Source organism: Pandoraea commovens, from assembly GCF_024704525.1.
Classification (GTDB): Bacteria; Pseudomonadota; Gammaproteobacteria; order Burkholderiales; family Burkholderiaceae; genus Pandoraea; species Pandoraea commovens.
Map to the genome: position 1 here is coordinate 4080616 of NZ_CP102780.1, position 25787 is coordinate 4106402.

16 protein-coding genes are annotated in these 25787 nt (G+C 64.0%); 8 read left to right on the forward strand and 8 right to left on the reverse strand.

What is annotated here, in order from left to right; all coding sequences use genetic code 11:
• Positions 1 to 184: 184 nt before the first annotated feature.
• Complete coding sequence (locus tag NTU39_RS18410) at positions 185 to 1432, reverse strand: MFS transporter (protein ID WP_257958246.1); 1248 nt, start codon at positions 1430 to 1432, stop codon at positions 185 to 187.
• 245 nt (positions 1433 to 1677) lie between these two features.
• Positions 1678 to 6669 carry an NAD-glutamate dehydrogenase gene (locus NTU39_RS18415; RefSeq protein WP_257958247.1) on the reverse strand — a complete coding sequence of 1664 codons (4992 nt, stop codon included), beginning with the start codon at positions 6667 to 6669 and terminating at the stop codon, positions 1678 to 1680.
• Between the two features lie 209 nt (positions 6670 to 6878).
• On the opposite strand from NTU39_RS18415, the gene dbpA reads away from it, so the two are divergent.
• Together dbpA and NTU39_RS18425 are read left to right on the forward strand one after the other, a co-directional pair.
• Positions 6879 to 8300 carry an ATP-dependent RNA helicase DbpA gene (gene dbpA / locus NTU39_RS18420; RefSeq protein ID WP_150666491.1) on the forward strand — a complete coding sequence of 474 codons (1422 nt, stop codon included), beginning with the start codon at positions 6879 to 6881 and terminating at the stop codon, positions 8298 to 8300.
• 46 nt (positions 8301 to 8346) lie between these two features.
• Positions 8347 to 8958: a hypothetical protein gene (locus tag NTU39_RS18425; RefSeq protein ID WP_150666490.1), complete on the forward strand. Its 612-nt coding sequence runs from the start codon at positions 8347 to 8349 to the stop codon at positions 8956 to 8958.
• A gap of 17 nt (positions 8959 to 8975) precedes the next feature.
• Here NTU39_RS18425 and NTU39_RS18430 read toward each other — a convergent pair whose 3' ends face one another.
• On the reverse strand, positions 8976 to 9935 hold the full coding sequence (locus tag NTU39_RS18430) for a LysR family transcriptional regulator (protein ID WP_039397066.1): 960 nt from the start codon (positions 9933 to 9935) through the stop codon (positions 8976 to 8978).
• A gap of 219 nt (positions 9936 to 10154) precedes the next feature.
• Here NTU39_RS18430 and NTU39_RS18435 point away from each other — a divergent pair, with 219 nt between their 5' ends.
• From NTU39_RS18435 to NTU39_RS18460, 6 genes are all read left to right on the forward strand, one after another.
• On the forward strand, positions 10155 to 11411 hold the full coding sequence (locus NTU39_RS18435) for a D-amino acid dehydrogenase (protein ID WP_150666489.1): 1257 nt from the start codon (positions 10155 to 10157) through the stop codon (positions 11409 to 11411).
• A 185-nt stretch (positions 11412 to 11596) separates the two neighbouring features.
• Positions 11597 to 12499: a transporter substrate-binding domain-containing protein gene (locus NTU39_RS18440; protein WP_150666488.1), complete on the forward strand. Its 903-nt coding sequence runs from the start codon at positions 11597 to 11599 to the stop codon at positions 12497 to 12499.
• Positions 12500 to 12586: 87 nt separating this feature from the next.
• Positions 12587 to 13315, forward strand: a complete 729-nt coding sequence (cuyB, locus tag NTU39_RS18445) for a cysteate racemase (RefSeq protein WP_150666487.1) — start codon at positions 12587 to 12589, stop codon at positions 13313 to 13315.
• Between the two features lie 520 nt (positions 13316 to 13835).
• Complete coding sequence (locus NTU39_RS18450; RefSeq protein ID WP_174985136.1) at positions 13836 to 15608, forward strand: putative bifunctional diguanylate cyclase/phosphodiesterase; 1773 nt, start codon at positions 13836 to 13838, stop codon at positions 15606 to 15608.
• An 18-nt stretch (positions 15609 to 15626) separates the two neighbouring features.
• Positions 15627 to 17126 (forward strand): HDOD domain-containing protein, encoded by a 1500-nt coding sequence (locus NTU39_RS18455; protein ID WP_150666485.1) that lies wholly within the window; start codon positions 15627 to 15629, stop codon positions 17124 to 17126.
• Positions 17127 to 17657: 531 nt separating this feature from the next.
• Positions 17658 to 19028 (forward strand): nucleobase:cation symporter-2 family protein, encoded by a 1371-nt coding sequence (locus tag NTU39_RS18460; RefSeq protein ID WP_150577008.1) that lies wholly within the window; start codon positions 17658 to 17660, stop codon positions 19026 to 19028.
• Positions 19029 to 19055: 27 nt separating this feature from the next.
• On the opposite strand, the gene NTU39_RS18465 is transcribed toward NTU39_RS18460, so the two are convergent.
• The 5 genes from NTU39_RS18465 to NTU39_RS18485 form a co-directional block, all read right to left on the reverse strand.
• The gene (locus NTU39_RS18465; protein WP_039397058.1) at positions 19056 to 19367 is read right to left on the reverse strand and encodes a HigA family addiction module antitoxin; all 312 of its coding nucleotides are present in this window, start codon (positions 19365 to 19367) and stop codon (positions 19056 to 19058) included.
• A gap of 74 nt (positions 19368 to 19441) precedes the next feature.
• Positions 19442 to 19663 carry a type II toxin-antitoxin system RelE/ParE family toxin gene (locus tag NTU39_RS18470; RefSeq protein WP_505557877.1) on the reverse strand — a complete coding sequence of 74 codons (222 nt, stop codon included), beginning with the start codon at positions 19661 to 19663 and terminating at the stop codon, positions 19442 to 19444.
• 188 nt (positions 19664 to 19851) lie between these two features.
• Entirely contained in the window at positions 19852 to 23175 is a 3324-nt protein-coding gene (locus NTU39_RS18475) for an error-prone DNA polymerase (protein ID WP_150666483.1), read from the reverse strand.
• A 21-nt stretch (positions 23176 to 23196) separates the two neighbouring features.
• Positions 23197 to 24918 (reverse strand): Y-family DNA polymerase, encoded by a 1722-nt coding sequence (locus NTU39_RS18480; RefSeq protein ID WP_257958252.1) that lies wholly within the window; start codon positions 24916 to 24918, stop codon positions 23197 to 23199.
• Positions 24830 to 25762 carry a damage-inducible protein gene (locus NTU39_RS18485; RefSeq protein WP_257958253.1) on the reverse strand — a complete coding sequence of 311 codons (933 nt, stop codon included), beginning with the start codon at positions 25760 to 25762 and terminating at the stop codon, positions 24830 to 24832. The genes NTU39_RS18480 and NTU39_RS18485 overlap by 89 nt, the downstream gene beginning before the upstream one ends.
• Between the last annotated feature and the right edge of the window lie 25 nt (positions 25763 to 25787).

Genomic DNA, 25787 nt, shown 5'->3' on the forward strand with positions numbered 1-25787 from the left:
CTGGCTGCTGCGGATTCAATTTAGGTCGGTGATACGGCAGACGACTTGCAGAAATGCGCTCGCGCCTCCGGAATTGGGAGGACAGCGCAGTGCAACGGGAGGAAGGTTCCCCTGAGATCGGCGCACGGTGACCGTGCGTCGACCTCCTTGTGGGAATGAGGCGAGGCTTGAATCGGAAAGACGATTACGACGACGTCGCGGTCTGTGCTGACTTGGTCACCGTCGACGCAGCGTCATGCGGTTGGCCCACATGGGCATTGCGCGACATCCACAGAGTCAGCAGCACGGCGGCGATGGCGGCCAGTGCCGCGCACAAATACACCTCGGCGTACCCGTAAGCCCCCACGATCAGGCCCGCGACCGGTCCCGTGACGCCCAGTGCGACGTCGAGAAACACGGAGTACGCTCCGAGTGCCGCGCCACGATTCTGCGCAGGTACGAGGTTGACGGCCGCCACGCCCAGCGACGGGAATACAAGCGAGAAGCCCGCGCCCGCCAGCGCGGCGCCGAGCAATGCCGTGAAGCCCGTCGGGGCAATGCCCAGCACGATCAGACCGAAGGCTTCCAGCGCGAACGACGCCATCGCAACGCGATAGCCGCCGAAGCGCTGAATACTGCTACCAAGCAACAGACGCACGCCCATGAAGCACAGCCCGAACGCTGTCAGTGCCAGCGCCGCGTTGTCCCAATGATGGCTTGCGTAGTAAAGCGTAATGAACGTCGAGATCGCACCGAAGCCGATGGACCCGAGCGCCAGTCCCATGCCGAACGGCATCACGCGGCCGAGCACGGCGCGGAACGCGAGTCGCTCACCGTGAATGACCGGCGTCGCACGCTTCATGCGGGCCAGCAGCAAACCGACGATACCCGCCAGCGCCACCGCAGCGCCCACGGCCTTGATGCCGTACGCATTGTTGAGTGCCACGCCCAGCGGTGCGCCAAGCGCGAGCGCGCCGTATGTCGCAACACCGTTCCACGAAATCACCCGCGCCGTGTGCGACGGCCCGACTTGTCCGATGCCCCACATAATCGCGCCCGTCGACACCCAGCTTTCACCGAAGCCGAGCACGAGGCGTCCGACGATCAGCGCGAGCAGCGCCAGCCAGGGCACACCGGAGAACACACCGCCCAACGCCACGAGCAAGCCGGATGCGCCACACGCGACCAGACCGCACAGCACCGTACGCTTCGGGCCCCAGGCGTCGGCCGTGCGTCCGGCATACGGGCGAGAGAGCAGTGTCGCGAGATATTGGACGCTGATCGCCAGCCCGGCGATCACAGAGCTATAAGCCAGATCCACGTGCACGAACGACGGCAGCACCGCGAGCGGCAAGCCGATCGTCAGATAGCAGAGGAACGTGAAGAACACGGTGGAGACGATCTGCAACGTCGTGGCGAACTGGCCGTTCGCAGGGCGGGTGTCGGTAGGCATTGCGCAGGGGATCAGGAATCGACGAAACCCCAGGACGCGACCACCCGCGCGACGGGCAAGCATGCGCGCGGGTCATCTCAATCCTAGGGTTTTCCCGGATCATACGCCGTTTCGCCGCTTTTGTGTAAACGCTTAAAAAATGTTGCTGCGACGACGAACAGCGGTACCCTGCTGCCGTTGCTTGCCGTGCGGGGCTAATCGCCCACAGCCCCGCGCGACAAGCGTTTGAGCGGCATCGTTCGACGTCAGCGCCCGACTTCCGCCAAGGATTTCAGGCTCACTGACAACATAGCAAGGTCGGCGTTACCGACGGCGATCTGGTCGGCCAGCACCCGGTGATAACGGGCGAGCGCTTCGGTGTGCGTCTGCTGCCATCCGGCGACGAGCCGGGCGGCCGGACTCTGGTCGGCAGCCTCCGGTGATGCAGCCGCATCGTTCCCCGTCCCCTTCCCCTTCCCCGTCCCCGTCCCCTTCCCGCCTTCCAGCACGCTCGCCGTCAGACGTCGACGCAACACCGACAACTCCTCCAGCAAGGTCGCTCGCGCGAGACGCTGCCAGTGCGTTTGCATCGGCAGGCCGAGCACGCCCGTCTGCAACCAGCCGTAGCCCAGCGGCGCGTCGAGCGCGAAGTACACCTGCGCCGCGAGCGACGGCTCGCATCCGCTGGTACTCGCGACCTCGGCGATGTCGAGCAACGCCACGCGTGCACCGACACCTGCCGCCGTTTGCGCGAGCCGCGGCGGCACACCGGCGTCGATCATGGTCTGGCAGCGCGTGCGGGCTTCATCCGCCGCTTCGCCGCTCACGAGCGTGTCGAGCGTGGGGAGAATCGGATCGAGCACACTGCGCAGGCGCTCCACGGTCTGCGGCACGTCGGTCAGCCGCCGACGCAGGAACCACAGCGTGGCCTGCTCGTGCCACTGCGCAATTGCCGTGAAGAGCGACGCCTGCGTCTCGTGCGACACCCGGGCGTCCAGCGCATCGATGTCGAGCCACACGGCGTCGAGTCCATACGCCCCGCGCGCGGCGAGACTGGCGCGTACGACATCGGCTGGCTCAGCGCCCGTCTCTTCGCTCAGGCGATGCACGAACGTCACGCCCGCCCGGTTGACGAGTGCATTGGCGTGCATCGTCGCGAGAATTTCCCGTTTGAGCGGATGACGCAGCATCGCCGCGCCACAGCGGCTCGCCAGTGGCGTCGGGAAGTAAGACGGCAATCCGTCGGCCACGAATTCGGCGTCCGGCAGATCGCTCGCCAGCAACAAGTCGTAGAGCCACATCTTGCTGTACGCCATGAGGACGGCGCGCTCCGGCGAGGTCAGCCCGGCGCCCGCCGCGCGACGCGCATCGAGGGCTTCGTCGTCCGGCAGGAACTCGATGGCGCGTGCCAGCCGCTGTGCGCGCTCCAGATACCGCATAAAGCGAGCGTCTCCATCGAGCGCAGACGCCGAGCGCAGACGCCCGAGCGACAACGCCTGCGTTTGCAGATAGTTGTCGCGCAACACGAGCGATCCGACTTCTTCCGTCATCTCTGCGAGCAACGTATTGCGCTGCTTGAGCGTCATTTCGCCGTCGGTCACGACGAGGCCCAACAGAATCTTGATGTTGACCTCGTGGTCCGAGCAATCGACACCTGCCGAGTTATCGATGGCGTCGGTGTTGATACGACCGCCGTGCTGCGCGTACTCGATGCGTCCGAGCTGCGTCAGCCCGAGGTTACCGCCCTCGGCCACGACCTTGCAGCGCAGTTCTGCGCCGTTCACGCGCAGCCCGTCGTTCGCGCGGTCGCCGACTTGCGCATGCGTTTCGGTGCTCGCCTTCACATAAGTGCCGATGCCGCCGTTGTAGAGCAGATCAACGGGTGCGCTCAGCAACGCACGCAGCAAATCGTTCGGCGCCATTTCAGTGGCTTCGGTGCCGAGCCACTCGCGCATCTCCGGCGACAGCGCAATCGCTTTCGCCGTTCGCGGGAAGATACCGCCCCCTTTGGAAATCAGCTTCGCGTCGTAGTCGGCCCAACTGGAACGCGGCAACTGGAACAGCCGTTCGCGCTCGGCAAACGAGGTCGCGGCATCCGGGGTGGGATCGAGGAAGATGTGACGGTGATCGAACGCCGCCACGAGCCGGATGTGTTTCGAGAGCAACATGCCGTTGCCAAACACGTCGCCCGACATATCGCCGATGCCCACCACCGTGAAGTCCTGCGTCTGCGTATCGACACCCATCTCGCTGAAGTGCCGCTTGACGGACTCCCACGCGCCGCGCGCCGTGATGGCCATCTTCTTGTGGTCGTAACCGACGGAACCGCCCGAGGCGAACGCGTCGCCCAGCCAGAAGCCGTACTCTGCGGAGATCGCGTTCGCATAGTCGGAGAACGTCGCCGTGCCCTTGTCGGCGGCCACCACGAGATACGGGTCATCGCCATCGATACGAACGGTTTGCGGCGGCGGCACGAGTTGACCGTCGACGTAGTTATCCGTCAGATCCAGTAGCCCGCGCAGGAATGTCTGATAACACGCTACGCCCTCGGCGAGGTAAGCGTCACGGTCTCCCGGCGACGGCGGCTGCTTGACGACGAAGCCCCCCTTCGACCCCACCGGCACGATGACCGTGTTCTTGACCATCTGTGCCTTCACCAGCCCCAGCACTTCGGTGCGGAAGTCTTCGCGGCGGTCCGACCAGCGCAGGCCGCCGCGCGCAACGCGTCCACCGCGCAGGTGCACGCCCTCCACGCGCGGCGAATACACCCAGATCTCGAACATCGGCTTCGGCTCAGGCAGCCCCGGCACCTTCGACGGGTCGAACTTGAATGACAGGTACGCCTTCTGCGCGTCCCCACCCCTTCCACCACTTCCACCACTCCCGCCCTGTGCCGTCTGGAAGTAGTTGGTCCGCAGCGTGGCTTCGAGAACACCGAGGAATTGACGCAGGATGCGGTCTTCGTCGAGATTGGGGACGTCTTCCAGCGCCGTGTGTATCTGCGTACGCAATTGCTCGGCACGCGACTCGCGGACCTCCGCACTCAACGAAGGATCGAAGCGCGCGAGGAACAGGCGCACGAGCATGCCTGCAATCGACGGGTTCCCCGTCAGTGCATTCTCGATGTAGGCATTGCTGAAGGTCGAGCCGACCTGGCGGATGTACTTTGCGTACGCCCGCAGTATGCGCACCTCGCGCCACGTCAGGCCAGCTTGCAGCACGAGACGGTTGAGGTCGTCGTTTTCGACATCGCCCGCCCAGATACGTGCGAAGGCGTCTTCGAAGCGCGCACGGGCGTGCTCCAGATCGACGTCTGCCCCGTCGAGACTCGTCATGCCGAAGTCGTGCATCCACACGACGCCGGTATCGGACGGCTCGATCCGGTAAGGCCGCTCGTCGTTCACCCGCACGCCGAGGTGTTCGAGCATCGGCAGGCTGCGTGAGAGCGCGATGGGTTCGCCCGCCTGATAGATCTTGAAGCGCAGCGTACCGGGCGCAGCCTCCAGCGGACGATACAGTTGCATGGCAAGCGGCGTTGCGCCCGAGCTACCGGAAGGCGTGGTTTGCGCGGGCTGCGGCGCGTTCAGTAGCGGTTCGATCAGCTCCACGTCGCGCACGGCCACGCGCGCAGCGTAATCCTCTCGATACCCCGCAGGGAATGCCTGTGCGTAGCGTCGTAACGCGCGCGTACCGCGTTCTTCGCCCAGTTGCTCGCGCAGCGCGTCGGAGAGGTCGTCCTGCCAGCGGCGCGTGGTCTCGACGATGCGGGCTTCCAGCTCGTTGACGTCGACCTCCGGCACGTGCCCCGGCTCGGTCCGCACGGTGATCTGAATCCGCGCGAGCATCGACTCGGAGAGTTGCGGCGTGAACTCGACGCCAGTGCCGTGATACGCCGCCAGCAGCAGATTCTGCACCCGCACGCGCAAATCGGTGTTGAATTTCTCGCGTGGCACGAACACGAGACACGACACGTAGCGATCGAAGCGATCGCGTCGCACGAAGAGTCGCGTGCGCTGACGTTCCTGCAATCGCAAAATCCCCAGCGCGATGTCGGCGAGTTGCTCGACGTCGATCTGGAACAGTTCGTCGCGCGGATATTGTTCGAGGATGGTCTCAAGCGTCTTGGCCAGATGACCATTGGGCAGGAACCCGGCGCGCCGGATCACTTCGGCGACTTTGCGGCGCACCAGCGGAATTTCGTCGGCCGGCACCATATAGACGGTCGAGGTGTACAACCCCAGAAAACGCCGTTCGCCGCAGACCTTGCCCTGCGCGTCGAAGCGCTTTACACCCACGTAATCGAGATAGCCGGGACGGTGAACGCTGGCGCGCGAATTGGCCTTCGTCAGGAAGATCGGGGCACTGGCCTGCACGATACCGATGGCTCCAGGCGACAGGCGCGTGACGTCGGGCGTGCTGGCGTCGCGGCGCGATTCGCGCAGCACGCCGAGGCCGGTGCCCGGCACGCCTTGCAGGTAGTGCTCGCCGTCGCGCTGGACCAGTTCGTAGTCGCGATAGCCGAGAAAGGTGAAGTGACGCTGGAGCATCCAGTCCAGAAACGCCTGCGCCTCGTCGATCTCTGCGCGCTCCTGCGCCGCCACGCCTTGCTGCGCGGCGCGCTCGGTCAGGGATTCGATGGCCGCATGCGCGGCGGCCTGCATCGCGCGCCAGTCATCCACGGCGGCGCGCACGTCGCCGAGCACGCGTTGCAGCCCGTCGACCAGCGCCTGAATGCGCTCCGGCTCGGAGAACCGGTCGACTTCGATGTGGATATACGATTCGAAGCGGCTGCCGTCGTCCTCGCCCTCCTTGCCCGCCGGACTGCTGCCGGGTGCGACGCTCAGGCGCTTGCCCGCCGCGTCGCGCCGGATGCGATAGACCGGGTGGAAAGCCGAATGCAGCGCCAGCCCCTGCCGGTTGATCTCCATCGTCACCGAATCGACGAGGAACGGCATGTCGTCGTTGACGATTTCGACGACCGTATGGCTGCAATGCCAGCCGTGCTGATCGAGCGTGGGGTTGTAGATACGGATGCGCGGCTCGCCGGAGACGAACTTCTGGCCGAGTTGCCAGTGCGCCATCGCCGCGCCATAAAGATCGGCGACACTGCGCGAGACGACATCCTCGGCGTCGGCCAGACCGTAATACTGCTGGACGAAAGGCTCGAAGAGCGCCGCCACTTCGGGCGCGCGTTCACGGGCCATCGCGACGACTTCCGCCATGTGCTGGCGGACCTTCTCTTCCGGATTCGCGGGCATGGGCACCTCTGCGGGATTGGACGAGACTTCGACCGGCGAACGAGGGATAAGTTACCGGCCATTCACTGGCTTGTGGACAGGCAAGGCCATGCTACGCCCGGCGGCCCCGGACTGGCAACGGCGTGATTCCCGAGTTCGGGTATGCTGAGCCGGTCCGCCCGAGCCATCCGATCACCCCGACGTCACTCACGCCACCGGTATAATCGCGCATGAACTCAAAAGCCACCGATTCGCGCACCGACAGCGCCCCCGCCACTCCCTTCTCGAGCCTGCCGCTCTCGCCTGCCATGCAGGAGAACCTCGCACGGCTCGGTTACGCCTCGATGACGCCCATCCAGCAGGCGTCGCTCCCCGACATGCTGGCCGGCCACGACATCATCGCGCAGGCCAAGACCGGCAGCGGCAAGACCGCCGCCTTCTCGCTGGGCCTGCTCCAGCGCGTGGACGCCCGCGACTTCGCCGTGCAGGCCGCCGTGCTCTGCCCCACGCGCGAACTCGCCGAGCAAGTCGCCCAGGAAGTACGCCGTATCGCGCGCGCCGAGGACAACATCAAGGTCCTGACGCTGTGCGGCGGCTCGCCGATCCGTCCGCAGGCGGAAAGCCTCGCGCACGGCGCCCACGTGATCGTGGGCACGCCGGGCCGCATCATGGATCACCTCGACCGCGGCACGCTCTCGCTGACCGGCATCAAGACGCTGGTGCTCGACGAAGCCGACCGCATGCTCGACATGGGCTTTTTCGACGACATCGCCGCCGTAGCGAAACAAACGCCCGCCTCGCGCCAGACGTTGCTGTTCTCGGCCACTTACCCCGAAGGCATCGGCAAGCTCGCCCAACGCTTCTTGAAGACGCCGCGCGAGATCCGTCTGGAAGAAAAGCACGACGCCAGCAAGATTCGCCAGCGCTTTTATGAAGTGCGCGACGAGGAACGTCTGCACGCCGTGGGACAGTTGCTCGATCACTTCCGCCCGGTCAGCACGATTGCGTTCTGCAACACCCGCGCACAGTGCAACGACCTGACCGACGTGCTGCGCGCCGAGGGCTTCCACGCCCTGACGCTGCACGGCGATCTGGAACAACGCGAACGCGATATGGTTCTGATCCAGTTCGCCAACCGCAGTTGCTCCGTGCTGGTGGCGACCGACGTCGCCGCACGCGGTCTGGACATCGCGCAGCTCGAAGCCGTCATCAATGTGGACGTGACGCCCGATCCCGAGGTCTACGTGCACCGCATCGGCCGCACGGGCCGGGCCGACGAAGACGGCTGGGCGTTCAGCCTGGCGACGATGGACGAGATGGGCCGCGTGGGCAATATCGAAGCCGCGATGGGCGGGGAAGTCCAGTGGCACAAGCTCTCGGAGCTCACGCCGACGGGTAGCGGACATCTGCTGCCGCCGATGGTGACGATCCAGATGCTGGGCGGCAAGAAGGACAAGATCCGTCCGGGCGACGTGCTCGGCGCGCTAACCGGCGAAGCCGGTTTCGCCGCCGCGCAGATCGGCAAGATCAACGTGCTCGAAAACTTCACGTATATTGCTGTAGACCGGGACATCGCCCCGGTGGCGCTGCGCAAGCTGTCCGACGGCCGTGTGAAGGGCCGCAAGGTCAAGGTAAGATTCTTGCAGGATTAATTTTCGGATCCATCCCCTGAGCGCGACGCGCCACGAGGAGATTGCAATGAGGTCGATGCGTACCCTGTTGTGCTTCCCGGCGGCGCGGCGTCTCGCGCTCATCCTGCTGGCGGCCGGTGGACTGACCTGGCTGGCCGCGTGCAGCACCAAGGGCGTTGCGCCCAACCCCACCCTCACCGAAGACACGCTCGACGAGTATGCCCTCGTCATCGTCGGTCTCGACACGCCGCTGCAAAGCACCTGGGGACCGTGGACCTACTCGGACTTCAATCAGACCGTCAACGGCATCATCGGCGGCAAGATCACCCGCACGCTCAACAGCAATCCGCCCACGCGCGGGTACATTGCCATGCGCGTCTCACCGCTCATGCGCAACGAGCGCTTCGGTCCGATGGAGTTCACCCCGGCGGATAACAGCTATCGCTTTCGCTACTGCAAGGGACGCAAGGTGCCGACGGTGCGAGTCAACCGTGGCGACGTCGTCTACGCGGGCACGCTGATCCTCGACAATCACGACGGCAAGATCTGGCTGCGCACCGAATTCGACATGGCAGGCGCGCGACGTTTCGTGCAGGCGAACTACCCGTCGCTGGCCGACAAGCTCCAGCCGCAACCGTTTACCTATTACGAAGTGAAAAGCGAGCCGAGTTGCCGCTGACCGTCAGCTTCAACCAGTCAGCTCTCCTGCGCCGCGTCTGCCGGTGTGAGCACGATCTCGCGCCCTTCGCATAACGCTTCGGCGCGCTCGCTGAGTTCGTTGGCGACGTCCGCCAGATGCCGCCGCAGCGTATCCGCAAGCACCGATTCCGGCTCATGTGCGGGGCGCAGCATCTCGACAGGAAACTCGATGGCCGGCGCGACACGATACAAACGCTGCGCCTGCACATGCGCACTCGCCGCCGTGAACTGGTCGAGCAGCGCGTATCCCAGGCCGTGCTCGACGAGCGCCGCCGCGAGCGAATACGTCTGCACCATCACTTCGGCATCCTGCAGCAGTTCCGTCTGATCCAGACGCTCGTTGATCAGCGCGCCGAGCGGCGTGTCGTCGTGCAGCTTGATGAGATCGCGCCCGGCAAGCGCGTCGGCGCTGGCTGGCCCGCGCCGCGAGAGCTTCGGCCACGCAGCGGGCACGGCCAGCACGATGTGCCCCTGCGCTACGGGACGGCTCACGATACCGGCAGCCATCGGCGGCGCAGAAACGATGCCGACATCCACCGACGACGTGAGGATCGCGGTGATGGTCTCGTTCGTGTGATGGGTGATGAGTTCGAAGACGACATCCGGATGCGCCCGCCGCATGCGCTCGATGGCGGCGGGCAACAGGCTCTGCGCGAGACTCGGCGTCACCGCGATGCGCAGGTGCCCCACGCCGTGCTGACGCAGATTGCGCGACGTGGTGCGCAGGCGCTCCAGATCGCTGAAGATGCGCTCGACGTCGGGATACAGGCGGCGTGCTTCGGCCGTGGGCACGAGGCGGCCTTTCACCCGGTCGAACAGTTTGAAGCCGAGTTGCTGCTCCGCGTGCTGCAACACGCGGGAGACGACCGGTTGCGATACGTTGAGCAATTGCGCCGCGCCGCTGGCCGATCCGGTCAGCACGACTGCGCGAAAGGTCTCGATATGCCGCAATTTCATGCCTGACGTCGTCTCCGTGTCCCGCCCGCCTGCGCACTGGCGCGGCCGACCCTATAGCCAAAAGACATATGCTGCCTCAAAACCGCATAGGTTAGCGAATTTTCTCCCTCTACACTGCGTAGCAAAGGCTGTGCAGAAGACCTGCCACGAGGCGCTCGCCGCGTGTCGCAATTTTTTCCCGCCTTGCTTTCCATCAGCTTTTTGTCGTTATCTATCGTCATGCACATTGGAGTTATCGGAGCGGGCATCGTCGGCCTCGCCAGCGCGTATCAGCTGCTTCGCGCAGGCCACGAAGTCACAGTGATCGACGCGGCGCGCGACGGCGGTCTGGGGACCAGCTTCGCCAACGGCGGTCAGCTGAGCTATGGCTATGTGTCGCCCCTCGCCGCCCCCGGTGTGCTCTCGCAACTGCCCTCGCTGCTGTTCTCCAGCACCGGGCCGCTGCGGATCAAGCCGTCGCTCGATCCGGATTTCTGGCGCTGGTCGCTGGCCTTCGTCAAACATTGCAACGCGCAGGCGAACGCCAGCTCGACGCTGCGACTGCTCTCGCTCGGCTTGCATAGCCGCGAGGTGATGCTGGAGTTTCTGGCACAGGCGTCGGGGACGTTCGACTACCGCCTGAGCGGCAAGCTCGTGGTGTATCGCGATGCCGGCAAGCTCGCTGCCGCAGAGCGTTCGCTTGAAATGGCCAATGGCCTGGGCTACACGCAACGGCGCGTCGACGCGGCCACCTGCGTCACGCTGGAACCGGCGCTGAGCAAGATCGCCGGGGAGTTGGCGGGCGGCATCCACACGCCGGGCGAAGGCACCGGCGACTGCCAGATGCTGTGTAAGGAACTGATGCGCCTGATCGGCGCTCATGAGCGCGGCACGCTGCTGTTCGAGCGCGAAGTGACGGGATTCGATGTACGCGGCAACACCGTTCGGGCCGTCCGCACGCGCGCTGGCGACATTCCGGTCGATGCCTGCGTCGTCGCCAACGGTCTGGCCGCCATGCCGCTGCTGCGCGCCGTGGGCGAGCCGGTGTCGATGTATCCGCTCAAGGGCTACAGCCTGACGTATCGCGGCGCACCGGCAGACGCCCGCCCGCAGGTCTCCGTCACGGACGCCGACAACAAGGTCGTGTACGCGAGCCTTGGCGAGCATCTGCGCGTGGCCGGGATCGCCGATCTGGTGGGCTACGACTACCGCATCGTCAAGCATCGTATCGATGCGCTGCGCACGCTCTCGACCGGCTTGTTCCCGTCGTTGCGCGGCACGCCCGCGCCGCTGGAATGGACCGGCATGCGCCCGTCCACGCCCCACGGACGACCGGTGCTCGGACGTGCGGACAAGGTGGGCAATCTGTGGCTGAACGTCGGCCACGGCGCACTGGGTTTCACGTTGTCGATGGGGGCTGCACGCGCCATCGCCGACGCCATCGACGGCAAGCGTCCCGCCGTCGATCTTGCAGGGTTTGCCCGGCTGGCTGCATGAGCGATGAGGCTGGACCATAGCGTGCCAGCCGGATAACACGTTCGTGCACCAGTGCGCTGCGGCATCACTCCCACGGGGACCGATGGGGGACGTATCGGGTTGTATCTGTGTTTTCGGTGTTTGAGGCTTTTGACATTCCAACGGCACGGACCACCGTGCCACCACTTCCGATAGGACAAGAGACCATGAAGAAGCTGTTTGCTCCCCTGCTGCTCGTCAGCGCTGCCGCCGCCCTGTTCGCGCACACCGCGAGCGCACAGGAACTCACCGGCACGCTCAAGAAGATCAAGGACAACGGCGTGATCGCACTGGGCGTGCGCGAATCGTCGATTCCGTTCTCGTACTCCGACAACAGCGGCAAGACCATCGGCTACTCGCAGGAAATCGCGCTTAAGATCGTCGACGCGGTTAAGAAAGACCTGAACATGCCGAATCTGAAGGTCACCGAAACGCCGATCACGTCGCAAAACCGTATCGTGCTGATGCAAAACGGCACGATCGATCTGGAATGCGGTTCGACCACTCACACGTTCGATCGCGCCAAGCAAGTCGGCTTCTCGCACAACATCTTCCTGTACTCGATCAAGATGATCGCCAAGACGGGTTCGGGCATTACCGACCTGAACAGCCTCAAGGGCAAGACCATCGCGACGACCGCCGGCACCACGGCTGACCGCATTCTGTCGGGCAAGAAGGGCGAAATCGGCTTCAACCTGATCCAGACGAAGGAACACTCGGACGGCTTCCTGACCGTCAAGCAAGGCCGCGCTGTCGCATTCGTGATGGACGAACCGCTGCTCTACGGTCAGCGTGCCGCCCTGTCGGCCGACGAGGCGAAGGGCTACGAAGTCGTCGGCCCGAACCTCCAGTTCGAAAACTATGCGTGCATGATGCGCAAGGACGATCCGGCGTTCACCAAGGTCGTGAACACGGTCATCGCCGACATGGAGAAGTCGGGCGAAATGGAGAAGCTGTACAACAAGTGGTTCACGCAGCCGGTGCCGCCGAAGGGTCAGAACATGAACTACCCGATGACGGCTGAAATGCGCGCCATGTTCAAGGATCCGATCACGAAGGCTTACGACTGATCCTGACGGCGTGTGCGAAGTGCTGTGACCACGGTCCCTGCACTTCGCGATCCCGTTTTTTGCAGTTCCCGCAGATTCACCACCATCATGAACTCGCACGCCACGCTCGGCATTCTCGGCGGTATGGGCCCCGCCGCCGGTATCGACCTCTGCCGCAAGATCGTCGATCAACATCCGGCCAACCGCGATCAGGATCACATCCCGTTCATCCTGTATTCGGTGCCCCAGATCCCCGACCGGACCGAAGCCCTGCTGCGCGACGGCGCCTCGCCGCTCGACGGCATGCTCGACGGCGTGCATGCGCTGGAGCAATCGGGTGTCGGCTGCATCGCCATCGCGTGCAATACCGCCCATGCCTGGCTCGACGCGCTGCGTCATCGCACCCGTCTGCCGGTGCTCGACGTGGTCGAAGCCGTCGCTGGCGAACTGTCCACCTGTGTCGCCGCCGGCTCGCCCATCGGCCTGATGGCGACCGAAGGCACCCATCACGCCAACGTTTACCGGCCACGGCTCGAGGCGCTGGGATACCGTTTTGTCTCGGCCAGCGACCCGCTTGCGCACCAGACGCTCGTGAACGAAGGCATCCGGCTCACCAAGGCAGGGGAAATTCGTCGCGGCGGTGAAGCGCTTGCAATGGCGATGGAGCAACTGCTCGCGGCTGGCGCACAGCGCGTGATTCTCGGCTGCACCGAAATCCCGGTCGCCCTTGCCACGTGTGAAACACCACTCGGGCGATTTGGGCTGGACGCGTCCGCAGCACTCGCCCGCGCGTGCATCGCGTGGTCGCTCGCGCACGAGATGCACGCGCACGGCTGATTCGACATCGACGGCACTCGCCGTCTCCCGATTCTCAATTTTCCGGCGTGACTCTCATCCGCCGCGAATTCATGGCACAGCGAAGCACTGCGGGGCTTGTGCCGCTGTTGCGATGTTGCATCGCAATGATAAAAATCCACGATTGCGGTGCCCTCAAGTCGCTCGCGCTTGGGTAGACTGGCGCACGCACGATGATCGCGCCGGGGTTGCACCGGCGGCATGGAGGTGCACCGGGCGGACGATTCGGGTCGTACGTAGACCGAACGCCACCGGCCTTGCGGGAAAAAATCCCGATCGTCTTGTAGGAAAAAATCCAACATGGGAATTCGGACGAAAAGCGGCGTGCAACGGGGTTAAAACGGGGGTTGAGGCCATCAAAATCGCTGGCGTCTTTAGCTATAATGGCCCACAATCCATCGAACACCCGCCGGACCAAGGTCCGGCCATGAGCGCGTTTGCCTGAACGGGGAAGCACATGAGCGGCAGCGCGCTCGACGTGATGCATGTACAGACAACAACAATGAGTTCAGATCGACTCCCAGCCGGTGTGCCTTTGGTCGAACCTTCGGCCCTGGCACCGGCAATCGCCGAGGCCAATGCCACGGCGCCGGCCCCGGCATTGTCCCGGGCGCTGGTCGAGCTGACCGGCGGACTATCGGCACATGTGGGTGCCGATGGCCGTTTCCTTTTCATTGCCGAAGCCTCCCTGCGCCTGCTCGAGTACTCGCGTGAGTACATCGACCACGCCACCCTCTTCGAGCTGACCGGCATCGAAGACGTTCCCCTGCTTCAGGACGCCTTTTCCGCCGCCCAGACCCTCGGCCCTCAACAGTGCACCGTGCGCCTGCTGCGTGGTCTGACCGACCGGGTCTGGATGCGTCTGCGCATTGCCCAGTACACGCCCCGCATCGCGGGTGCAAGCGCATCGTTTCTGGTGCACGGCGAAGACATCACCGCCTTCAAGGAAAACGAAGCGCGTCTGTCCGATCTGGCGGTACGCGATGCCGTGACCGGGCTCGGGAATCGTCAATATATTCAGCAGTGCATCGTAGAGACGATCCAGCATGCGCGCGAAGGCGGTCCGAACTTCGCCGTCGCTCTGCTCGATCTGGATGGCTTCAAGAAGGTCAACGACTCGCTCGGCCACGACGTGGGCGACCAATTGCTGCGCGATGCAGGTCAACGTCTGATCGCACAGATTCGCGAGACGGACATGGCCGCGCGCATGGGCGGCGACGAGTTTGTGCTGGTGCTGCCCGGCTGCGACAACGAACAGGCGCTCAGCGGCATCATGAAGCGACTGCTTTCGGCGGTGCAGCAACCGTTCCAGGTCGGCGACCAGTTGCTGCACCTGACGACCAGCATCGGTGTTTCGTTTTACCCGCAACACGGCGACTCGGCCGGTCTGCTCATCAAGCATGCCGACGCCGCCATGTATTGCGCCAAGGATCGCGGTCGCAACGGACTGTTCGTCTACACGGACGATCTGGGCGATTTGCACCGCAAGGCGTTTTCGCTGGAATCGGCGATGTTCGAGGCCATTCACAACGGTGAATTCAGCCTGCATTACCAGCCGATCTGCGACCCGATTTCGCTGAACGTGAAGGGTGTCGAAGCGCTGATGCGCTGGCACCCGGCGCTCGGTCCGGTCTCGCCCGCCGAGTTCATTCCGCTGGCCGAAGCCAACGGTCTGATCAACTTGCTGGGCGGCTGGGCACTGCGCGCCGCGTGCATGCAGCTCGCGCGCTGGGATCGCACCCGGCTCGACGGGATCTACATGTCCGTCAACGTCTCGGCACAACAGTTTCACCATCCGTCTTTCCCGAGCCTCGTGTGGCAGGCCATTGCCGACTCCGGCGTGGAAGGTCACCGCCTTGTGCTCGAAATTACCGAAAGCGTGCTCATGCGCGACCCGGAGCAGGCCAATCTGGTGCTGCGCGAGTTGCAGACGCTGGGCGTGCGCTTCGCCGTCGACGACTTCGGCGCGGGCTACTCGAGTCTGGGCTACCTCAAGCGGTTCCCGCTCTCCGCGCTCAAGATCGACCGCAGTTTCGTCAAAGACATGCCCACGTCACCGAACGACCGTACGATTGTGACGGCAGTCCTGGGACTGGCACGCGAGCTGGGTCTGTCGGCGGTGGCCGAAGGGGTCGAGACGGAAGAACAACGGCAGATGCTGATCGATCGCGGCTGCCATTCCATCCAGGGCTGGCTGGTATCGAAGGCCCTGCCTGCGGGAGAACTGGAGGCGGCCTTTGCGAGCGGGCGTCTCAACGTGGATGCCGGCCACTGACCGGACAACCCCGCTACCATGAGCCTTACCAAAGAAAAAACGCTCGAATTGTTGTGGCAGCGCATGGCCGAGCGCGGCGACTTTCCGTCGCTGCAACGCTCGGTTACGGGCATCGTGTCTGCCATGCAAAGCGAGAACACCAGTACGGCCGACCTCGCGTCGTCCGTGCTCTCGGATTTCGCCCTCACCCAGAAAGTGATTCGTCTGGCCAACTCCGCCATGTATGCGCCGTTCGGCTGCAACGTGACGACGGTCTCGCGCGCGATCATGATTCTGGGCGTCGACACGATCGGCCACCTCGCCCTAAGCCTGAAGCTGCTCGAAGGTTTCGGCGAAGTCGCCGCACGTCGCGACGACATGGCGCGCGAACTGGCTCGCGCCACGCTGGCGGGCGCTTTCGCACGCGACATTACGGCCAAGAATGGGATTCGCGACGGCGAAGAAGCCGTCGTCTGCACGTTGCTGCATCACGTGGCACGCCTGCTGGTGACGTATTGCTTCCCGAACGAATGGGTCGAGATTCAGGAAATTGCCGCCGAGCGGGGCATCAGCGACAGCGACGCCTGCGAGCAGGTGCTCGGCATCACGTTCCCCGAACTGGCCGAGGCTGCCGCCCGCAAGTGGGGTCTGCCGGAGTCGATTGCGACCAGCATGCGTCCGATCGATCTCGAAGGCGACGCCCCGCTCTCGCACGCCGACTGGCTGTGCGCGGTGGCGAACATGTCCAACGAGATGGTGACAGAGCTCACGCGCGGCGCAGATCCTGAGCGCCTTGCCGAACTCGCAGAGCGTTATGCCGACCGTCTGGCGCTGGACATCAGCGAGGTGGTGTCGGTCGGCGAAGAAATGGCGCGCGACACGAGCCATCAGGAATTCATCGCCATCAGCACGGGCGCGTCGAATACGCGTCAGCCACCGGCAGGCAAGCCGCTGGATTCGGCGCGGCGTCTGGCCGACGGGCTTTCCGAAGTGCGCGCCGCCACCGGCGAGACCGACGCCGTGGGCCTGCTCAACCTGACGCTCGAAGCGATTCTCCAGTCGCTCGGCTTCGTGAACTGTGCAGCCTTCGTGCGCTCGCCCGCGAGCAAGGTCTTCGAGATGCGCTTCGGCATTGGTCGCGAGGTACAGCCGTTGCTGGGCCTGACCTTCCCCGAAGCGTTCGAGCCGGACGTCTTCCATCTCGCGCTGACCAACGGCCGGGCGATCCTGATCGACAATGCCCGCGAGCCGCGCATCGTACCGCGCATTCCGCTGTGGCACCGTCAGCATTTCTCGAACGTGAAATCGTTCTTCCTGCTGCCGGTTCGCCAGCGTAACCAGACCGTGGCGCTGCTCTACGGCGACTGGGGCGGCGCATTGTGCGCCGGCGGCATCGGGGCGAAGGAAATGGAGTTCCTGCATTACATGGGGGAGGAGATTTCCAGCAAGCTCGAAAGCGTGGCGCAGCAAAACACCGCGAGCGGCACGAATGTGGCCGACTCGCTTGCCCGCAAACCGTCGGGCACCGCCGGGCGCTGACACGCTTCACGACACCGGACAGTCTCACCAACGCCCGCCTGACGATTGTCGGCGGGCGTTTCACTTTCACCTTCGCTTTCCACGCTCCCCTTCCCGACGCACGCCACAGACACCATAATGTCGCCGGGATGATGTCGTCACCGCTCCCGGTGTCTCGGCGTTTCATACGTCAGACGCAATCTTTGGTATTGCGAATCCGATATGTGCCGAAACGTCGGTCCTGTGGCGTCCCTGCGGCACAGGACATTTTGCATACGGGCGGTCGCCTTCGCGCCGGTGGAATCGTCGCCTCCGACCACCCGTCAACCCTTGCCGCACAAGGATTCCACGCATTCGGACATGGCCGTAAGAACTCAGGCGTACTATGTCGCCAGACCGCAGTTTTTCTCCACGACTGCGCGTCGGTCACTGGTCGTCTGTCGCCCGTCGTGAGACCGGGTGTTTTTTGACACGACTCGCTGCGCCCCGGTAAAAAATTTACGCTCGGTTTCGCCAAGCAAATCAATTCGTACCGTCGGACCAGGAGAAGACATGACGCAATCTGCTGCTGCACCGGTACATCCGGTCGACGAGCGCCTGCCGCTCCCCAAGTTGTTCACGCTGGGATTGCAACACGTGCTGGTGATGTATGCGGGGGCTGTCGCAGTACCGCTGATCATCGGCGGCGCCCTCAAGATGTCGGTCGATCAGATTGCGTTTCTCATCAACGCCGATCTGTTTGCGTGCGGTATCGCCACACTGATTCAGACGCTCGGCCTGTGGATCTTCGGCCTGCGTCTGCCGATCATGATGGGGGTGACGTTTACTGCCGTCACGCCGATGATCGCCATCGGCACGAATCCCGACCTCGGTTTGCTCGATATTTACGGCGCGACGATTGCCGCCGGGATCATCGGCATTCTGATCGCACCTTACATCGGCAAGTTGTTGCGGCTGTTCCCGCCTGTGGTGACAGGCACCGTGATCACGGTGATCGGCATTTCGCTCATGGGCGTGGGCATCAACTGGGCAGCCGGCGGCTTCGGCAACCCTGACTTCGGTAACCCGCTGTATCTGGGCGTGTCGTTTGCGGTGCTGCTCTGCATCCTGTTCATCACGAAATACGTGCGTGGCTTCTTCTCCAACATTGCGGTGCTGCTGGGGATTCTGTTCGGCACGATAGTGGCGATTGCGCTGGGCAAGGTGTCGTTTGCGGGGGTGTCGGAAGCGCCGTGGTTCGGTTTCGTCATGCCGTTCCATTTTGGCGTGCCGCGCTTCGATCCGATCGCCATCGCGACGATGACGCTCGTGATGCTCGTGACGTTCATCGAATCGACCGGTATGTTCCTTGCGGTGGGCGACATCGTGGGGCGTCCGGTCGATCAGAAGACGCTGGTGCGCGGGTTGCGTGTCGACGGCCTCGGCACCGTGATCGGCGGCATCTTCAACACGTTCCCGTACACCTCGTTTTCACAGAACGTGGGGCTGGTCGGCGTGACGGGCGTGAAGAGCCGCTGGGTATGCGCGATGGGTGGGTTGATTCTGATCGTGCTGGGATTGTTTCCGAAGGTGGCGCACGTGGTGGCGTCGGTGCCGCAATTCGTGCTGGGCGGCGCGGGTATCGTGATGTTCGGCATGGTGACGGCCACGGGCATCAAGATTCTGTCGACGGTGGATCTGTCGAAGAACCGCTACAACCTGTACATCATTGCGATCAGCATCGGTGTGGGGATGATTCCGGTAGCGTCGGACAAGTTCTTCATGAAGCTGCCGCACGCACTCGCCCCGTTCTTCCACAGCGGCATTCTGCTCGCGTCGATCAGCGCGGTCCTGCTCAATGCCCATTTCAACGGTCTGCGTAGCGAAGAGGAAGCGAATGCGCTCGCGCAGGAAGCGGGCAAACAGGCGGATGCTGCGCATTGATGGATGACATTGCGATGCAGCCGCACCTCATGCGGCTGCGAGCAACGCCCGTGCTCGGTGCTTGATCGTCTTCAGAACATCGACCATGTTCGCGCGCGCGATTTCAGCATCGTACTGATTTTGGAGATTGAGCCAGCTCTGCGCATCCACGCCAAAGAACGCCCCTAAACGCAGTGCGGTATCGACGGTAATCGCCCGTTTGCCGAGCACGATCTCATTGATCCGGCGAGGGGGCACATCAATGGCTTTAGCCAGTGCGTATTGCGAGATGCCCATCGGGCCGAGCCACTCTTGCGCGAGAATCTCGCCCGGTGTTGCCAATGGTACTTGTCGGGTCATGATTGTCCTCCATCGACCTTTCTCGAACTCAGCAGAAATATCGGAACACACCCACCTTTGCGGGCGCGTTGCGATCAGTGGTAGTCGACGATTTCGACGTCGGAAGCGGTGCCCGCGTCAAAACGGAAACACAACCGCCACTGGTCGTTGATCCGAATGCTGTACTGTCCCAGACGATTTCCGCGCAGCGCTTCAAGTCTGTTACCCGGTGGCGCGCGTAAGAAACTCAGTGTGGCCGCCGCATGGAGTTGCTGAAGCTTACGCATAGCGGCCGACTCGACCGCACGCCAGCGCATCACGCGACGCCCGCTGAACAGCAGTGCCGTATCCCTGCATTTGAAATTTTCAATCAAAAAACATAATAACGTAACGCGTTATTAACGCGCGACGTCAATAGTAAAACGAGGCGCCGGTCACGTCAAATCGAGAAGGCGAGTCCACGCATGGCTGGGGGCCGAAGACACACCATCCTATCGAAATCCGCTTAGTGAAAGTTCCGACTCGAGATCGTGAGTTCGCCGAGCATCGACGAGAGATCGATCAGGCGATGTGCGACCAGATGGGTCACACGCTCCTCGCGCTGCCATACCCCTTCCACGCCCAATAGCGACGACGCCAGCAACTCCTTGCGCTGCGCTTCCACCAGATCGGGCCAGACGATCACGTTGATGACGCCCGTCTCATCTTCCAGCGACACGAAGACCGTGCCATTGGCGGTGCCCGGCCGCTGTCGTCCCGTCACGATGCCGACGGTGCGTACACGTCGGCCATTCACGCCCTCGGACTGCAACTCCTTTGCCGTGCGCACCCGCATCTTGTTCAGCTTCTCGCGCAACAGCATCAGCGGGTGACGCCGAAGCGTGAGCCCCGTACTCGCGTAATCGGCCACGATGTCCTGCCCCTCGGGCATCGGCGGCAGGGCCACCTGCTCGTCTGTGCTGCCGGGCGCGGCGTCGCGCAAGACGGTTGCGCCCAAGAGCGGCGTGGGCGGCTGCCACGCAGCGACCGTCCAGCGCGCCTGACGACGTCCGCCCAACAACGCCGACAGTGCATCTGCAGCAGCCAGCGCATCGAGGTCGCGGCGCGATAACGCAGCTCGGGCGGTGAGGTCATCGATATCGGTGAAGGGCCGTCGACGACGGGCCTCTTCGATGGCTTTCGCCCCCTCGGCCGATAGCCCCTTGACCAGCGACAAGCCCAATCGCACCGCCGGACGACGGGCCTCCCCATATCGGGTGATCCTGACCTCAGGACGTGACTCGACATCGCTCACGCACACGTCCACCGCCCGAACTTCGACACGATGCCGACGCGCATCCTGCACCAGCTGCGATGCGGAATAAAATCCCATCGGTAAACTATTGAGCAAGCCGCACAGGAACATCTCCGGCGCGTGGCACTTGAGCCACGCACTTGCGTAGGCGAGCAACGCGAAGCTCGCTGCGTGGCTCTCGGGAAATCCGTACTCGCCAAAGCCTTCGATCTGTCGGCAGATGGCCTCGGCAAACTCGAGCGGGTAACCGTTCTTCAGCATGCCGGAAATGATGCGCGTCTGGAATTTCTCCAATCCGCCCTTGCGCTTCCATGCGGCCATCGAGCGACGCAATTGATCCGCATCGCCCGCTGAAAAATCGGCAGCGATCATCGCGATCTGCATCACTTGCTCCTGGAAGATCGGCACACCCAGTGTGCGTTCCAGCGCGACCTTGATCTCCTCACGCGGATAGACCACCTTCTCTTTCTTCTGCTTGCGGCGCAGATACGGATGCACCATCCCGCCCTGAATCGGCCCGGGACGCACAATCGCGACTTCGATCACCAGATCGTAGAACGTCTCCGGTCTCAGACGCGGCAGCATGCTCATCTGCGCTCGCGACTCGATCTGGAAAACGCCTACCGTGTCGGCACGACGAATCATGCCGTACGTCGCCGGATCGTCTCGCGGAATATCGGCAAGCCCGATCGGTGCGCCACGCCACTCCCCTAACAGATCGAGCGTACGACGCAGTGCACTCAGCATGCCGAGCGCAAGCACGTCGACCTTGAGCAGCTTGAGAGTCTCGATGTCGTCCTTGTCCCATTGAATGACGTAGCGGTTCTCCATCGCCGCCGGCGCAATCGGCACGAGCCGCGAGAGTCGGTCGCGAGCGATCACGAAGCCGCCCACGTGCTGCGACAGATGCCGGGGAAAACCGATGAGACGGGCCACCAGATCGGCCCACAACCGCGTCGTCGGCGCGTCGGGCGACAGCCCCTGCGCCGCCATGCGTGCGAGGAGATTCTCCTTGCCGTCCCACCACTGCTGACTCTGCGCCACCTGCTCGACGATCGACAGATCGATCCCCAACGCCCGACCCGTGTCGCGCACCGCGCTACGCATGCGGTAACTGATGACCGTCGCAGCCAACGCCGCCCGGTCGTTGCCATACTTCTTGTAGATGTACTGGATGACCTCTTCGCGCCGTTGATGCTCGAAATCCACATCGATATCCGGCGGTTCGTTGCGCTCCTTCGAGAGAAACCGCCCGAACAGCAACTGCACCTCGTCGGGATTCACCGCCGTGATCTCAAGGCAATAACAAACCGCCGAATTGGCTGCCGAACCTCGGCCCTGACAGAGAATGTTCTGACTACGAGCAAAGCTCACGATGTCGTAGACCGTCAGGAAGTACGGCTCGTACTCAAGGTCGCGGATAAGTGCCAGCTCGTTCTCAATGAGCTGGCGCACCTTCAACGGCAAACCGCCCGGATAACGTCGCTTCGCGCCCGCTTCCACCTCCTGACGCAGATACGACTCCGGCGTATGCCCCGCAGGCACCAGTTCTTCGGGGTACTCATAACGCAGACTCCGCAGATCGAAATGGCATCGTGAAGCGATGGCAATCGTCTGCGCCAGTGCATCTTTCGGATAAAGCCAGGCAAGCCGCAGTCGCGTACGCAGATGCTGCTCGGCATTCGCCGTCAATGCCAGGCCACATGCTTGTACCGGTTTGCCCAATCCGATGGCTGTGAGCGTATCCTGCAGCGGCTTGCGCGAGCGCACATGCATGAGCACGTGTCCCGTCGCGACGAGCGGCACGCCGCACTCGGCAGAAATGGCGTGAAGGCGCGCCAGTTGCGCCTCGTCGTCGGCACGATGACGACGCTCCAGCGCCAGCCATACACGCCCCTCGCCAAAAGTCTGCGCTGCCCAGCGAGTCTGCGCCTGCGTATGCTCATCACTCGCGTCGGGATCCGGCACGAGGATGATCAGACAACCTCGCAAACCCAGCAGATGGGCGTGCGCCTCGTCCGGCGCGCTGAAATCCCTCGCATGCAGGCGATAGCTGCGATTCGGACCTCGCATACGCCCGAGCGTGATCATCTCGGACAGATTGCCGTAGCCCTCGCGATGCTGCGCGAGGGCTACGAGATGCACGGTGCCGAGGGCGTCAAGTTCCGAGGCAGACAACGTGTCCACTTCGGGCGTCAATCGAAACTCACTCCCCACGATCAGTGACACCAACGGTGGCTCGTGCTTGGCCGACTCTGCCAGCGCCCGCACCACACCGGCCAGCGAACACTCGTCGGTAATCGCCAACGCGGTGTAACCCAGATGCACTGCGCGCGCGATCAACTCCTCCGGATGCGACGCCCCCCGTTGAAACGAGAAGTTCGACAGGCAGTGCAATTCGGCATACGCGGGCAGGCTGTCGTCTTCCTGTCCGTGCAGGGCAGAGGGTGCCGCATCGGGGGTATCGGCACCGTCGTCGTTCGCGGCCAGCCCTTCGGTCGGCCCTTGCCACGGGAGAAAATCGTCGACATTCATAAGACTGCGTCCCCGTTCGTCTTAACCGAACAGGCCATGCAAATACCAGGCAGCGTCTGCCCCTTTCACGGGACGCTCACGAAACACCCACAACAACGCCCCCGTCGTGTCCGCTGCGATGAAGTAATCGCGCGTGACCGTGCCCGGCTCCCACCAGCCAGCCTCGATACGCTCCGGGCCACTCACCAGTTGCAACGGCCCCTGCCGCCACGGACGCTCCTGCTGCATGCTGAGCCGCTGGGGCGCGTCGAGCAGCCACGCCGGACGCGGCGGCAGTGCGCTCACGGTATCCGGCAGATGACGATTCGACGCAGACGTCGCCCCTGCCTCCGCACTCATGCCTGCATTCGCTCCCGCGTTCACTCCATAAGGCACGCTCACGAACGCCGCTTCGGGACGATGATCTCCACGCACCTGCAAACGCCGCACGTGTTCATCTCCCAGACGCGCCGCGACGCGCTCCATCAATTGCACGAAATCCTGCCGCTCGCGCCCCGGCTCGGGCAGCAACGAACCGCTTTGCGGGACATGCTGCGCCGTCTGCGTGACGTCGAGCCGCAGCGTCAGCACCGGCGCGACCAACGGAGAACGTGCCAGTCGTTCCTTGCAGAGCGACAGCAAGTGCGCCGGTGCGGCGCTCGCTTCGGCCAGACGGATGTCGAAACGCGTCGGTTCCAGGGTCTCCCGACCAAGCGGCTCGTGTTCGAGAATCAGCGTCAAGGCCTGCGTGGCCAGTTGCCCGGCGGCGAGCCATCCCGTCAGTTGCGCGAGCAGACGGCGCAAGCCGAACAGCAAGACTTCAACGTCATGCGTGAGCGACGGTAACGGCAGCACGGCTTCGAAATGCGGCGGCGCGCGATACCACGCCGGCGCTTCCGGCGCTTCGCCATAGGCGCGCGAGAGCGATGCAGGCAGCGCGGCACCGCAGCGACGTCTCACACCCGCCGACGGCAGTGCACGCAATTCGCTCAACGTCGCGCAACCGATCTGGGCGAGCCAGTCGAGCCACGGCTGCGCTTCTGGCAGCAACGCCACCGGGAGCGGATCGAGTTGCGCCGGTAGCGCCGTCAATGGCGGCGGCAGCAGTGGCTCGGAAGGCGACGACGACGAGGATGACAAGGATGACGTCGCCCCCGCTGCCGACTTCGTCACTGGCACGATCGAGCGACGCGATGCACGCGACTTCATCGCTGCCTGCATGTCCTGAGACGTCGGCGCATGAGGATCGACGTGTGACGGCACAGCCAGCGCGGCGCGTGCGAGCAGCGTTGCCGCACTGGCCGTCGCGGCAATACCCAGCGATGCCCGGTGCCCGAGCGACTCGGCACTTTCCAGCACCTGTGCCGCCAACGACGCCAATCCACCAAACAGACGCAAACTCGGCGCGACATCGATCAATACACACTGCGGCGCGGCAATCGCCACATCGGGGCCGAAACGCAGCAACGCCAGCGCCAGCGCTTCAAGCGCAAGCGCCTCGGCGGCTTCGTCGCGATCGTGAAACCGCGCCTGCGGCAAGAGCGCGAGAACACCGCCGCGACGCATGCCCGGTTGCACACCCGCCGCCTGCGCCGCCTCGCTCGCCTGCCAGACACGCGACTGCGCCAGCACGACCGTCGTGTCGGCTTGCGTGTCGCTCTCGCCTGCCTGCACGTCAGCCCGTATGCGCGACGGGAGTGACGTGAGCGGCGAGGCGATCTCGAGTGCCAGACAGGGCAGATGCAGGGCGATCCAGCAGGCCATGCGAGACTCCGGAAGCAGAAACAAAAGACACCGTGGACGGCACGGGCGACGGTGCCGGATCGGGCTGGGCATGCAGCGGCGCTTCGTCGTCTGCGCCTCTGGTCAGCGATTGCGGCGCGCGCGTATAGGGCGAAGGCAACATCAGCCAGAGCGGTTCGGAGCGAGGCGGTCCACGACGCTTATGAAACTGCACGCCGAGGCGGCTCTCCTCTGCGACAACCAGTCCCAGCCGTAATGGCGCTGCGGACGCGGTCGACACGGCCGCCGACGGACGCATCACCCAGGTCAGCGTTTCGCCACCGCCAGCGGCCACCTGAAGCCGCCGAAGCTGCTCGGGTGTCGCGGCCGGTAGCCAGGTGAGCACCGCTCCGCAGCACGCACTCCTGAGCGCCTGCTCGGCGCACCACAGCATGTCGCGGTCCTCGGGCTTCATACCCTGTCCTCCGCCTTGCCCCCCGGCCCCGCGCCGCACTCGGGAAGTGCGCGTCGACCGGGACGCCGGGGACGCTGTATAAGACGGGCGCATTACCACACTAAACCACCGCAGATCGATGCCCCACCCCGCCAGCGCCGGGGCATAGGGCAGCATCGGCGGTGCAATCACTATGACCGGCTTTCCTGCCTGCGTCAGATCGCGCAATGCCGGTGCCAGCAGACGCCATTCACCGATGCCCGGACGATCGCTCAGCAGTTCCGTCACCGCGCCATGCGGCCACCCCGCGCCGGGCAGCTCGGCGTCGAGCGCGGCGAAGCCGGTGGTGTGGCCCGCGCGATGGCAACGCGCCAGCTCACTGGCACGCCATAGCCCGGCAGGCAGAGGGGAGGAAAGCGGCAGGGTCATCATGCGCCCAAATACTGTATGAATGTAC